We start from the raw sequence: 13,256 nt of genomic DNA on the forward strand, positions 1-13,256 counted from the left end.
GGCGTTGCAGTGAGAGACAAGGACAGGGTGATGTTCTGAAAGCAACGGGATACGCAAGATAGGGGATATCGTTTCAGAAAACGGCGCCTGATGGATCTCAGCAGGTAAAAAGGGATGCCTTTGTTAAGCCCAGGCCGTTTTCCAGCGTAAATCAGAACTCCCCGCGGCTTGACGGGGAATTCCACCAGATAAGCCCATGACACCCACCAGGCCAATCTGATAAGTACACTCTTTAACGAGCCAGTTCTACCCCATCGAGTTCAGATATCGCCAGACAGAACACTTCCGTTATGGCTTCTACCGTATACGCGGTTTTGGCCGGGATCATCAACATTTCATGAGACTGCAAAGTCTGGCCCCCAACGTTGAGCTCACCGGACAGGACCATCAATTTAACCCAGCCCGGATGCATACGGGCCGACTGCTTACTGCCAGCATCAAGTTTCAACAGCGCCGTGTGCCCTTGCGCCTCACGTTTTAAGATATGGTAGTACACCCCGTCGTAAGGCATATTCTCGTAGTGCAATGTCGCCAGTGTTCTTTTATGCATGATAGCTTCCTAGTAATCGGTGACTAGTTGGATCAAGAATCACTATTCCCTAACGGCCTCAGGGCCTATGAATAAATATATAGGACGTATGCGCCAGACGCAAAACAGAGCCCAAGATGGTTTTGATTCTGTTCAGGGAAGGATAGCGGACAAAGATGACTGCGGGGCGAAAGGCGATGAATAAGTCAGGCTGTCAATGACCGGCCCATTTTGAAGCAGTTCGCCCGCGAAATGCGGGCGATATCAGAAGTTAAACCTGTCTTAACGGCGACGTAACAGCAGGCCAGCCAGTAAACTCACGCCGGCAAAGATAGCAACGGTAGCGAGCGGCTTCTTCCTGACGGCATCACTGATGCAGTTCAGAGCATCACCGTATTTTTCTTGCACTGCACCAGCAACGTAACGGGTGGTCCCTTCGGCTTGTAACTGCTCGTCGCCCGTCACGTCACCCGCCACTTCTTGTGCTTTACCCACAACTTTGTCCATAACACCATTGATCTTATCGCTGTTCATTATGCTCTCCTGAGGTTAGGTCAGCTTCGGCATCGGTAGAGACAGATGCCGTGACTTGTCCTCAATGTTAAGCCGCAAATCACGGGTTCATAAGGTCAGTTTGCATGGGAAGAACTAGTCCATTTGCACCCTATTTGCCGTTTTTAGGCTGCCGTTCACCCGCAAACAGCCCCCGCTCTCTGGCCCAAACGATAGCTTCGCTGCGGCTATGCACGTCAAGTTTGGAATACACCGTAGCCACGTGATTGCGTACGGTATTGGGGGCAAGATTGAGCCGGGTCGCGATTTTCTTGTCCGGCAAACCCTCACAGATTAACCCCAATACATCGCGCTCGCGGGCGGTAAGATCGGTAAAGGAAAACCCTGACAGATTGGGCTTGTTGATGCTTTTTACATTGGCCAGTTTCTCAAGCAGGGTTTGGCTGAACCAGGACGCATCTTGCATCACCTCCTCGATAGCCACGACCAATTCAAGCTCTGAACGCTTACGCTCAGTAATGTCCATCAACACAAGCAGGTAACAAGGGGCATCCTGAATACTCACCGCATCGGCTGAGACCACACAATCGATCACATCATTGCCCTTTTTCCGGATTTTGAAATCCTGACTCTCGACGTTGCCGGTTTTCCCCAACGCGGCAAACAAGCGCTGGCACTCCCCTTGCCCGTCAAAAAAATTGATGTCGTCGACCGACTTACCGATGAGCTCCTCAGCGGCATATCCGGTGGTCTTCATAAAGGCTTCATTGATATCCAACACCTGCTGTTTGTCAGCCGTGCATACCAGCGTGGGAACCGGGCTCAAGCGAAAGGATTTGGCAAATCGCTCTTCGCTCTCACGCAAGGCTGACTCTGCCTTACGCCGGGGCTCCAGATCGGTAAAGGTAAACAGCATGCACTCTTTTTCATTAACGTCTAACGGCTGACCGGCGACGATGACCAGCTTGGTTCCCCCCTCCGGTAATTTCAGCTCTGCTTGCATCTGCGGAATGGTTTCCCCGTCAATCAGGCGCTGTACGGCTTGCTCTTTATGCTCTGCCTGCTCCAGTACATCCAATGCGTAGACCGAGTTGCCCATGACCTGGTCGCGGCTATAGCCGGTCATGTCGAGAAACCCCTGGTTGACCTTAATGTAACGCAGATCGCTCAGGCTGCAGATCACGGCGGGTGCGGGATTGGCGTTGAACGTTTTTTCAAAACGCTCCTCCGCACTCGCCCATTCAGTGGCATCGCTCAAGATCAACACCAGCAACTCGGGTTGCCCTTGGCTGTCGGTGATAATCAGGCTGCGTAACCGGTGAACCCAAATGAAGTCTGGCTCCGTGGTGGGTTTCACCTCCACCAGCACATCGCTAAACGCCTCCCCCTTGGCAACCCGGCTGATCGGGTATTGATCCGCCGTTAACGGATGATTGTTGCGATACCGCAGGGCAAAACGTTCAGCGTACTCTCGGGCATTTGCCCCCAGTTCACTCAGATGACTCAATCCATGCATGCTTAGCGCGGCTTCATTGGCCCAAAGAATAGTCTGGTCGATTTCAATCAACATCACCCCTTCGGTCAGCCCTGAGATGATCTGTTGTAATTGGCTACGGTTAGTTTCGCTGGCGAGTACGGCCTGGCTCATGTTTTCTCCAAAATACGAAAGGTCCCGGGCCGCCGAGCGGCGATCGGAGCTCCTGTAAATTACGCGACTTCAGGATCAGCATAGTGCGTAAGTCATGCATTCGCGGGGTGTGAATGCACTAGGTTTAGCAGTGCAAATGAACCGGGACGATCGGTGGTGCACAGCGGCAGACTGATTCTGTCGGCGCGGTGGATGCTGCGCGTACAACCACTTGTCCAGTAAATATAAGGAAGAACAATGACCACTGTCTATGAATCCAATCGCTTTGCGTTTCACGTTTCATGGGGCTCAATATTGGCCGGGAGTGCCATGGCGCTGGTGACCTATTTGATATTAAGCGTCCTGGGTACCGCTGTTGGCGCATCTGCCGTGGACCCGATGCATGAAGGCAATCCGTTAAGCGGCTTCGGTGTAGGGACCGGGATTTGGCTCTTTGTCTCCACGCTGATCTCACTCGCCGCGGGGGCATTTATCGCTGGCCGAACCGCACCTGATCGTGGCGGCTTGCACGGCTTGTTGAGCTGGGCGGTGACCACATTGCTGACGACCTGGTTGGTGGTTTCGTTGGCGAGCGGCGTTGTCGGTTTGGCCGGAAACGCCGTGGGTAAAGGGTTATCGCTGGCGGGTAATGGCCTTGCGGCAGCCGCACCGGGTATTGGTGATAGCGTCAAGCAGCAACTTGATAAGAAAGGTATTAGCCTGGACTGGGGGGATTTGGAGGATCAGTTGACCACCACACTCAAGCAAACAGGTAAGCCTGAATTAGATCCATCGACGCTGACGCAAAAAACCGAACAGGCAGCAACGGACGGCAAGCAATCAGCCACTGATGCCACCACCGATCCAGCGCAGGCGGCGACAGAGCTTAAACAATGGTTCGAACGCGTTAAACAATCCGGCGAACCTGCTTTGAACGCGGCGGATAAAGATGCGTTGGTGAACATCGTTGCTGCACGTACCGGTAAGAGCCGCGCCGAAGCGACTCAAATCGTTGATAATTACGCCCAGGCATATCAGCAGGCGGTGCAAAAAGTCGAAAAACTTAAGGCTCAGGCTGAGCAGAAAGCGCGTGAAGCTGCGGACGTGGCGGCCAAGCAAGTGTCCCGTGCCGCATGGAGTTCCTTACTGATACTGTTATTGGGTGCCGCACTGAGCTTTGGTATCGGACGGATTGCTGTGTCAACTCGTCGCCCCCTCGTTGTGAGCTGATGGATCATGGGTATTTTCATGAAAAGAGACCTGTCATCTATCTCATTGAACTATCAACACGTCGTCGGGGCTTCGGTCCCCGTGCTTCTCATCGAATTCGTCAATGAGAAAAACGAGCGTTATAGCTTACGTTATAACTTGCCACCGGATAGCCCGGAACGGACAGAGCGACGCGTGTCCTTACTGTTGCATTTACTGCGCAAGCAAAGGCCCGAGGAAACAAAACTGAACGGCCAAGGGTAAGTGCATGACGTGGCCAGAGTCCGATATTCAACCGGGCTCTGGCCTTTTATTTACCTCCCCCTTACTTGACCAAAATGCCCCATTTTTTCATCCGTGAAAGCAATGTGGTTCGCTTCAGACCCAATCGCTGCGCAGCGCCCCGCGGGCCGGCGACCACGCCATTGGTTTCCTTCAGCACGCGGATAATCCGCTGACGCTCGTCTTCTCCAGGCTGACTGGGTTCCGGCGTAGGGATGGGTAACGCCATCGAAGGCACGGGATACTGAATTTCCGGCAGTTGCAGATTAAGCACCGTGCCGTGCGTCAGTAACACCGCGCGCTCGATGACATTCTCCAGCTCGCGCACATTACCTGGCCACGGCATTTGGCTCAGCAAACGCAGCGTCTCCGCTGGAATGCTATCGATCGTGCGTTTCATCCGACGCGCGATTTTATAGGTCAGGAATTTCACCAATTGGGGAATGTCTTCGGGCCGTTCCCGAAGCGGGGGAATAACGATAGGGAACACGTTCAGTCGGTAGAAAAGATCGCTACGGAATTCGCGGTCGGCCACCATTTGCTGCAAATCACGGTTGGTTGCCGCAATCAAACGCACATCGACCGAAATCACTTTGTTGCCACCTACTCGCTCAAACTCCCTTTCCTGCAATACCCGCAGTAACTTAGGTTGCAGCTCAACGGGAATTTCACCGACTTCATCCAGAAACAAGGTGCCTTTGTCCGCCAGTTCAAAACGCCCCATTCGTTGGTTCGTCGCTCCCGTGAACGAGCCCTTTTCATGGCCGAACAGATCACTTTCCAGCAACCCTGTTGGCATCACGGCACAATTCATTTTCACCATGCGTTGGTCGCGACGCTCGCTCAAATTGTGGATAGCGCGAGCGATAAGTTCTTTACCGGTGCCGGTTTCACCCAGGATCAACACCGAACAGTCGCTTTTAGCCACCATTTCGACCTGTTTTAGCACCGCAGACATTACGACGCTGCGTCCGACAATCTCACCGAAATCCGGGTTGTTGCCGTTAATCTGCTCGGTCAGATAGAGGTTTTCATGCACCAGGCTCTCTTTAAGCCGGTTGATCTCCTGGTACGCCAGTGCGTTATCAACCGCAATAGCAATACGTTCGGCAATCTGTTGCAACACCCGCAAATTGGCAGCGTTAAAATTGTCCGGTTGACACTGCGCCAGTTTCAGAACGCCCAGGGTCTTTTTGCCAAACACCAATGGCAGCACGCAGAGCGTTTGAATTTGGTCATGCCACAGATCGAACAGCTGGCGTTCATACGCCGCCAGGCGATCGGAATGCCTCAGATTCAACAGCAGCATTTCGCCACTTTGCATTACCTGTTCCGATAACGTGCCTGCCAATGGGACGCTGTATTGCTGCCGTTCAACGACGTCGTCTTGCAAATAATGGGTGGAGTAAATGGTTACCTGTTCTGTTTTATCTGCGTACAGCACCATACTGATGGCATCAATTTTGAAAAAGCGGTGAATTTCCGTGGAGATCTCGCCGATCAAATCGTCCAGATCAAGCTTCGACAGCACTGCGTTGGTGACGTCGACCAAAATACGGTAGTCATCTCGCTCATGGCGTAACTGACGTTGCTGCGCTTCCGCTTCTCTGCGTAACGTGAGCTGCTCAGTTGCCAGTGCAACCAACTCCATCAGTGTCTGCAGTTGCACCAGACTGCTATCACTGAAAGGCTGTGGATTAGCGTGCAGCAGTTCACACCCGCCGATGAGGGTACCGCCTGCATGCAGCGGCATCAGACAGTACTGGCTAAAGGGGGGATACAGCGCCAGTGCGCCGATTTGCGGGTAACGGGCGTGTAGATCATCGCTCTGCCAACACTGCGGTAAGGGACTCTGCCGTAGCCGACTGACCGGCCCATTGGCCAACAGAGTCTCATCCTGGTAGTTCAGCGGTTGCCGACGGGCATCCAAACCGTAAAAACTCACCCGCTCACTGTGCGGATCAAACAACACCAGCGTCACATGTTCCGCCAACTGCAGGCGCTGTAACACCTGACGCAATTGCATCAGTAAATCAGTGAAGCTGTGTTGACTGAGTAACGTGCGGGTAATTTCAAGTAGCGCTTGTTTTTCTAATTGTGCATTCGACATTGTTTATCACTTGCCTGAGTCGCGATGATGATTTGTGTGAGTCACGTCGCAAAGTGTAACGCTGAGCGACGGCGTTCTCCCCCGACAGGATCAACAAATGCGCGGCAAAGGTTCGGCATGGGGCAAATCCAGTAAACGGCTGATGCCGTAAGCACCCTGCATCCTCACTTGCCGCCCACCTGTCACACGGCCAATTACCGCCGCGGCGGTGCCCAAGGGATGCGCCTGCAATGCGGTCAGAACCGCGTGTTCAGCCTCTGGCGCGGCAACCACGACCAGTTTTCCCTCATTGGCAAAATTGATAGCGTCCAGCCCCAGCAATTCACAGATCCCTCGCACCGCCGGGGCTACCGGCAAGAGACGCTCTTCAACCTCAATACCGACATGTGCTGCACGAGCAAACTCATGCAGAATGGCGTTCACGCCGCCGCGGGTAGCATCACGGAGTGCCCGCACGCCATTGATGGCGCGCAGCGGTGAGATTAAAGGGGTTAACACGGCACAATCGCTGATAACATCCAACGACATTCCCAGATTTTCCCGCAAATTGAGGATAGTCGCCCCATGGTCACCTAACGTGCCGCTAACAATGATGACGTCTCCTGCCTGGATATTTTGAGCAGCCCAATTCAGATCGTTCGGGATCACGCCGATACCGGCAGTATTGATAAACACTTTGTCAGCAGCGCCACGTTGCACCACCTTAGTATCCCCGGTCACGATACGCATACCGGCCTGCTGAGCGGTCGCGGCCATAGAAGCAACCACCCGCTGTAAATCGACCAGGGGTAAGCCCTCTTCGAGGATAAAACCGCAGGAAAGATAGCCTGGCTGGGCGCCGCTCACCGCCAGATCGTTCGCCGTGCCGCAGACGGCCAGTTTGCCGATATCCCCACCCGGAAAGAAAATAGGATCAATGACGTAGCTGTCGGTGGTAAACGCCAGTCGATCGCCCTGCTGCGTTAACCCCGCCAGACTTAGCCGAGCCTGATCTTCACGCTGATCCAATAGCGGGTTGGCGAAGGCGGGCAGGAAAAGCGTATCCAATAACTGCTGCATCGCTGTGCCGCCGCTACCGTGAGCCAGAGTAATGACGTTATTCATGCCGGAGTCTCCTCTGTTTCACGGCGGTATTGATACCAAGCGGCGCAGGCACCTTCTGAAGACACCATCAGGGCACCAAAAGCATTTTGTGGTGTACAGCCGCGGCCAAACATGGGGCAATCCCGCGGTTTGCAACGCCCGGTGAGCACATCCCCGCAGCGGGCATGAGGATCATCTGCCACCTGCCGATATTGCGGTTGAAAACGGCGCTCTGCATCAAAGGCGCTATAGACGGGGGTTAAGGCAATGCCGGAATTGGCAATGGTGCCAAGGCCTCGCCATTCACTCCCACCACCCAGCACAAACACTTCACTCATAGCTTGCTGAGCCAGCGGGTTTCCTTGCTCCGGCACCACGCGTCGGTATTGATTTTCGGTCCGGCTCTGCTGTTGAAGGAATTGCTCAACCAGCATCATTACTCCCTGCAAGATATCCAGCGGTTCAAAACCGGCCACGACCAATGGTTTGCGGTACTGCTGGCTGATAAAACCGTAAGGTTCGGTACCGATCACCATGCTGACATGGCCGGGTGCCAGAAAACCGTCGATACGCACATCTGGCTGTTGCAACAGGCTGCGTAGCGTCGGGATCAGGCTGATGTGCTGGCAAAATACGCTAAAGTTGCGTTGGCCTTCCTGTCGGGCCTGCTGCAGGGTTATCGCCGTAACCGGCATGGTGGTTTCAAAACCAAGGGCAAAGAACACCACCTGCCGGTGTGCGTTTTGTCTTGCCAGTGCCAGTGCATCCAATGGGGAGTAAACCACCCGTACATCGGCCCCGCGTTCACGGGCCTGCAACAATGAACCCTGTTTGCCCGGTACCCGTAGCGCATCGCCGAAGGTGCAAAAGATGACCTCCGGGTGCTCGGCGATTTCACAGCAGGCGTCTATGCGCCCCATCGGCAACACGCACACCGGGCAACCCGGGCCGTGGATAAACTCAATGTTGGGCGGTAGCAACTTATCCAGGCCAAAACGGAAAATGGCGTGAGTATGTCCCCCACACACTTCCATGATTTGCAGCGGTCGTTCGGTGGTAAAAGACAACTGGGCAGCGCGGTGCCTGATATGCTGAAGCAGCGATTTTACCCGGTGCGGATCGCGGAATTCGTCAACGTAATGCATGCTGGCCTTCCCCCGCTAAAAACAGCGCCACATCCTCTTCTACTTCGCCCATCGCGTGCAGCGCCGCCAACATCTCTTCGGCTTCGTGCCGATCAAGTCGGCTCATCGCGAACCCTACGTGGATCAATACCCAGCAGCCGATCATCGCTTCTCTGGGTTCATCATCTTTACGTACCAACGCAATATTCACTTCACGCTGCACACCGCAGACGTCGGCCCAGGCATGTTGGGGCTGGTTTTCATCCAACACCACGATTTGCCCGGGAATGCCTATACACATAACTCTTTCTCCAGCCAAGCCAGCCAGTGTTCCATCCCTTCACCGTGGGTTGCCGACAGGGTTATCACCTCAATGGCGGGATTGACCTGACGGGCATTGTCGATACAGGCCGCCAAATCGAATTTCAAATACGGCAGCAGATCGATTTTGTTCACGATCATCAAACGTGCGGCGGCAAACATATGCGGGTACTTGAGGGGTTTGTCTTCCCCTTCGGTAACCGAGAGCACTGCCACCTTATGGCGTTCGCCAAGATCAAAACTGGCCGGACAAACCAGGTTACCGACGTTTTCGATAAACAGCAGGCTGCCGGGTTTCAACCCTAAACGCTGGGTGGCTTCATGCACCATTTGTGCGTCCAGATGACAGCCTTTGCCGGTATTGACCTGAATTGCCGGGACGCCGGTCGCGCGAATGCGTTCAGCATCGTTGGTCGTTTGCTGGTCTCCCTCCACCACCGCGCAAGTATGATGGCCACGTAGCCGCAACAACGTTTCTGTCAGCAGTGTGGTTTTGCCTGATCCGGGGCTGGAAACCAGATTCAACGCCAGGATATGTTGTTCGGTGAAATACTGACGATTACGCTCTGCCAGGCGATCATTTTTATCCAACACCCGGGTTTCGATTTCCAGCATGCGGCGCTGGCTGATGCCCGGCGCATGGGTGCCTGCCAGCCCCAAGCCATAATGCAAATCGCCTTGCCTATTCCGTTGCGGACGGAATGGGACTTTTACTTCCCCTTCAATCGTCAGTTCACCGTGGGCACAACCGCAGGTACTGCACATGTTCGTCCTCCTAGACCCTTTCTCTTCTTTGGGCATGTTGTCTATTCAATTTCCAGGCGCTTTATGTGTAAGCCATCATCGGCCGCCACACGCAGGTTTCGCCCGGCACAGTGCGGGCAGACCAAGACCTGTGGCATCAGCAACTGGACATCGCGCTGGCAGTCATGACACCAGGACTGCGCACGTTGCTCTATCAGATGCAACTCGCAGCCTTCAGCCAAGGTGTCTCGACACACCATGTCGAAACAGAAGCGCAAAGACTCCGCTTCCACGCAAGAAAATGCGCCAATTTCGAACCACACCGCAGTAATACGTTGCGCATGATGCTGGCGAGCCTGTTGCTGCATTATTTCCATCGCCTGTTGGCACAAGGTTATTTCGTGCATCCGGCCTCCGCCAAGGGTGATAAAACGCGTCGTAGTAATAACATTGCAAATATGATGCCAAACCGAAATTGACATATTTGTCGATCGTCATGTCATCGGCAGCAATTACATAAACCCTCCTCTGAAAGACCGGGTATTTAATTTAACGCTACAGGTTGAAGTTAAAGGGATAAATGAATGAATCGAAGCTTTGGCACACTTTATGCTTTAACTCGTTGACCCAGAGCTATTTCGACAATGACCATTAATGTTGAGTGAGGACAATGAGTACAATCAGTGAAGTAACCAGCCAGGCCGATTATATCGCCAGCAAAAGCAACCGCCTGATGGCGCAATGGCAAACCTATCACAGCACATTAATTAAAGCGGTCACCACCACTAAAAAGAAGATTAATCATCAGTTTACCTACGGAAAGGAGGACGACCTACGCTTTGTCTTGTTCAACCACTTTACCGTTAGTATTCAATTAAGTGAGGGATTTTACAGCCGAGACATTTGCTACCGCATTAATTTGGCGACGGCGCATGAACCGGAGAATTTTGCCGCTTTTGCACATGCTACCCTGGATGAAAACGGCAATGTCGACGAAATAATAAACAATCGTGATACACAGGCAGTCTTTGAACATTATCTGGATAAGATCGCCATTATTTATCAATGCCTGTTCGACTCCCTTCATGATGGATGTGCCATTCATGACGCACTGAAGAAAATAACCTTACCCGTCTGACTGTCGGCGTTAATCACTGACGGAAAACTGTCGAAACGTCATTTTTTACTGACGATGTCGTCATAAATGACGAAGCAAGGAGTGTGCATGAACCGCTTTATTATTGCGGACCCTAAATTGTGTATTGGCTGCAATACCTGTATGGCAAGTTGCTCTGCGGAACACCGGCAATACGGCTTGCAGGCATTACCCCGCTTGCAGGTAATACGCAGTGCCCGCGATTCGGCCCCCGTGATGTGTCATCAATGCGAAGATGCGCCCTGTGCACAAGTCTGCCCAGTCAACGCGATTCGCCATCAGGATGACGCCATCTCACTGAACGAAAGCCTGTGTATCAGTTGCAAGCTTTGCGGCATTGCCTGCCCATTCGGGGCTATTGGTTTTGGTGGTAGTACCCCGCTGGCGATACCTGCAGATTGCAATACGCCGCTTGCGCTACCCGCTGCCACAGCGCCGCGCCCCATTAGCGCTTTTCTTGACTGCCTGCCCGGCGTCCGGGCTGTGGCGGTGAAGTGCGATCTCTGCGATTTCAGCGCAGATGGCCCCGCGTGTATCCGCACTTGCCCCACTCAGGCCATCCGCTTGGTGACTGACCGTGACGTGCGACTCGCGAGCGAACAAAAAAGACGTAACGCCATGCAGGCACTCAGCGCCGAGTTGCCGTTCGTTGCTGCCCCTGACTTCCGCAAGGAGCCGAATTGATGATGTATACCATTGCGCCCGATCCATTGTTGCTACTGACATTGGCATTAGGGGGATACGTGCTTTGTGCGTTGTTGAGCTGGCTAACCTCGCCCTGGGCATCGGTTAGCAGGCCGCTCAGTGGCGGCACTTTGTTGTGCGCTCTCGCTGCATTGTTGGCGGCCTTATCCATGTTGTTTACGCCACTGCACAGCGCCCGATTACCCTGGCTGCATTATGCCGTGGAAATCAGTGGCCCTAACGCACTGCTACTGCTGGTGATTGCCCTTAGCGGTGTCTTTACCGCGCTATATCACGCGGGGTACATACACAGGTTAAACCCGCGCGCGCGTGGACGAATTGGCGGGCTGACCAATCTGATGTTGGCGGCATTAAGCGCCGCAGTGATGGCTGATAATGCCATTGCTCTGCTTTTACTGTTGGAACTGGCGGCGTTGTGCGGCTACTTTCTGGTTGCCCATTCCCCGGGAGCCAAAAGCCTGCGTGCCGGGCATAACCAGTTCTTACTGATGCGATTAGGCTCGCTGCTATTGGTTATCGCGTTCACCCTGATTTATGCCCATAGCCACAGTTCGGTATTTAGCGTAATTCGCGCTACGCCATTGCCAGACGCACTGCGTAATGGCGTGTTCCTGTTGGCACTTGCCGGGTTTGGCATCTTTGCCGGAGTGATACCGTTACATGCCTGGGTACCTCAATCCCATAGCAGCTCGCCTGCCTCTGCCGCCACGTTGTTTTCCTGCGCGCTGATGAAAGTCGGTTTGCTGGGTATTTTGAAAGTCGGGTTGGATCTGTTGGGCACCCCGCCACTGTGGTGGGGCTTGCTGGTGTTGCTGCTTGCTGCCGGGACCGCGTTTTTTGGCGGGCTGTATGCGTTGATGGAACACGATTTGCGTCGCTTATTGGCTTATCACACGCTCGAGAACATCGGCATCATTCTGCTGGGGATTGGTGGCGCTATGGTCGGCATGGCACTGCAACAGCCTCTGTTGACGGCGTTTGCTTTGGTGGGGGGCTTGTTCCACTTGCTCAATCACAGCCTGTTCAAAAGTGCATTGTTACTGGCTGCAGGCGCTATTGAGCAACAAACCGGCCTGAAAGACATGGAAAAAATGGGGGGCTTAGCCCGGCTGATGCCCTGGACCGCCGTTTCTCTCTTGATTGGTCTGGTGTCGATGGCGGCGTTGCCACCCCTGAACGGTTTCGCCAGTGAATGGTTGATCTACCAAGGGCTTTTCCGTTTCAGCGCCGCACCGGGCTTTATCGGGCATCTGGTGGGTCCGCTGCTGGCGGTGGCGTTAGCCCTCACCGGCGCACTTGCGGTGATGTGCGTCAGCAAGGTGTTTGGTGTGGCTTGCCTGGGAGATCCGCGCAGCGACGCTGCCGCGAATGCTGTTCAGGCCAACGTGTGGCTGACGCTAAGCCATGTCGTGCCTGCATTACTGTGTTTGCTATGCGGCCTGGGGGCGCTCTGGATTGTCCCGCTGTTTACCCGCTTGATTGGCACTATGCCAGAACACAGCGCCTCCGTAACAGAGACGCTGGTTTCCACTCCGCTGATCGCCATTTTATTGCTGGCAATGCCGTTGTTGCCGTTGCTGATTGCGGCACGTTACCAGACTCGTCGCCAGCCTCGTCGCACACAGGGTCAAGCCTGGGCCTGTGGTTATGGGCATGAGGATGCCATGGTGATCACGGCCACCGGATTTGCTCAACCGCTGCGGGTGATGTTTGCCCCGCTCTATCAACTGCGCCGCTGGGTGCCGAAAACGATAAGCGATCAGTTACACCGTAACAAATTCGTTACTTTCTGCCGTGGCCTGGCTGCAGTGGAGCTTGCGACGCTGTTGGTCGTGGTTTTTGCCTGAGGAGAT

Annotated in this window: 13 protein-coding genes; 4 read left to right on the forward strand and 9 right to left on the reverse strand. The window is 54.0% G+C overall.

Annotated features, from left to right (window positions below; translation table 11 throughout):
• Positions 1-232: 232 nt before the first annotated feature.
• From AC2FC2_RS04515 to AC2FC2_RS04525, 3 genes are all read right to left on the reverse strand, one after another.
• The gene (locus AC2FC2_RS04515; RefSeq protein ID WP_490658835.1) at positions 233-550 is read right to left on the reverse strand and encodes a cupin domain-containing protein; all 318 of its coding nucleotides are present in this window, start codon (positions 548-550) and stop codon (positions 233-235) included.
• Between the two features lie 261 nt (positions 551-811).
• Positions 812-1,063 (reverse strand): CsbD family protein, encoded by a 252-nt coding sequence (locus AC2FC2_RS04520; protein ID WP_209633446.1) that lies wholly within the window; start codon positions 1,061-1,063, stop codon positions 812-814.
• Positions 1,064-1,193: 130 nt separating this feature from the next.
• The gene (locus AC2FC2_RS04525) at positions 1,194-2,690 is read right to left on the reverse strand and encodes a PAS domain S-box protein (RefSeq protein ID WP_490307512.1); all 1,497 of its coding nucleotides are present in this window, start codon (positions 2,688-2,690) and stop codon (positions 1,194-1,196) included.
• A gap of 237 nt (positions 2,691-2,927) precedes the next feature.
• Here AC2FC2_RS04525 and AC2FC2_RS04530 point away from each other — a divergent pair, with 237 nt between their 5' ends.
• Positions 2,928-3,899 (forward strand): hypothetical protein, encoded by a 972-nt coding sequence (locus AC2FC2_RS04530; protein WP_265557088.1) that lies wholly within the window; start codon positions 2,928-2,930, stop codon positions 3,897-3,899.
• A 304-nt stretch (positions 3,900-4,203) separates the two neighbouring features.
• On the opposite strand, the gene flhA is transcribed toward AC2FC2_RS04530, so the two are convergent.
• The 6 genes from flhA to hypA all read right to left on the reverse strand — a co-directional run bounded on the left by flhA (position 4,204) and on the right by hypA (position 9,949).
• Entirely contained in the window at positions 4,204-6,270 is a 2,067-nt protein-coding gene (gene flhA / locus AC2FC2_RS04535; protein WP_490658836.1) for a formate hydrogenlyase transcriptional activator FlhA, read from the reverse strand.
• Between the two features lie 90 nt (positions 6,271-6,360).
• Complete coding sequence (gene hypE / locus AC2FC2_RS04540; protein WP_490658837.1) at positions 6,361-7,374, reverse strand: hydrogenase expression/formation protein HypE; 1,014 nt, start codon at positions 7,372-7,374, stop codon at positions 6,361-6,363.
• Positions 7,371-8,498, reverse strand: a complete 1,128-nt coding sequence (hypD, locus tag AC2FC2_RS04545; RefSeq protein WP_265557091.1) for a hydrogenase formation protein HypD — start codon at positions 8,496-8,498, stop codon at positions 7,371-7,373. The genes hypE and hypD overlap by 4 nt, the downstream gene beginning before the upstream one ends.
• On the reverse strand, positions 8,485-8,778 hold the full coding sequence (locus AC2FC2_RS04550) for a HypC/HybG/HupF family hydrogenase formation chaperone (RefSeq protein WP_490658838.1): 294 nt from the start codon (positions 8,776-8,778) through the stop codon (positions 8,485-8,487). The genes hypD and AC2FC2_RS04550 overlap by 14 nt, the downstream gene beginning before the upstream one ends.
• A complete protein-coding gene (gene hypB, locus AC2FC2_RS04555; protein ID WP_209633432.1) occupies positions 8,769-9,563 on the reverse strand; it encodes a hydrogenase nickel incorporation protein HypB in 795 nt (264 codons plus the stop codon). The genes AC2FC2_RS04550 and hypB overlap by 10 nt, the downstream gene beginning before the upstream one ends.
• Before the next feature lie 41 nt (positions 9,564-9,604).
• Positions 9,605-9,949, reverse strand: coding sequence for a hydrogenase maturation nickel metallochaperone HypA (gene hypA, locus AC2FC2_RS04560; RefSeq protein WP_490658839.1), 345 nt, complete (start codon positions 9,947-9,949; stop codon positions 9,605-9,607).
• A gap of 263 nt (positions 9,950-10,212) precedes the next feature.
• Between hypA and hycA the strand changes: the two genes are divergently transcribed.
• From hycA to AC2FC2_RS04575, 3 genes are all read left to right on the forward strand, one after another.
• A complete protein-coding gene (gene hycA / locus AC2FC2_RS04565) occupies positions 10,213-10,680 on the forward strand; it encodes a formate hydrogenlyase regulator HycA (RefSeq protein ID WP_209633428.1) in 468 nt (155 codons plus the stop codon).
• A gap of 87 nt (positions 10,681-10,767) precedes the next feature.
• Positions 10,768-11,382: a 4Fe-4S dicluster domain-containing protein gene (locus tag AC2FC2_RS04570; RefSeq protein ID WP_265557095.1), complete on the forward strand. Its 615-nt coding sequence runs from the start codon at positions 10,768-10,770 to the stop codon at positions 11,380-11,382.
• Positions 11,382-13,250, forward strand: coding sequence for a proton-conducting transporter transmembrane domain-containing protein (locus AC2FC2_RS04575; protein WP_490658840.1), 1,869 nt, complete (start codon positions 11,382-11,384; stop codon positions 13,248-13,250). The genes AC2FC2_RS04570 and AC2FC2_RS04575 overlap by 1 nt, the downstream gene beginning before the upstream one ends.
• Positions 13,251-13,256 lie beyond the last annotated feature (6 nt).

The organism is Serratia sp. CoH_122_TC_1 (assembly GCF_058191755.1).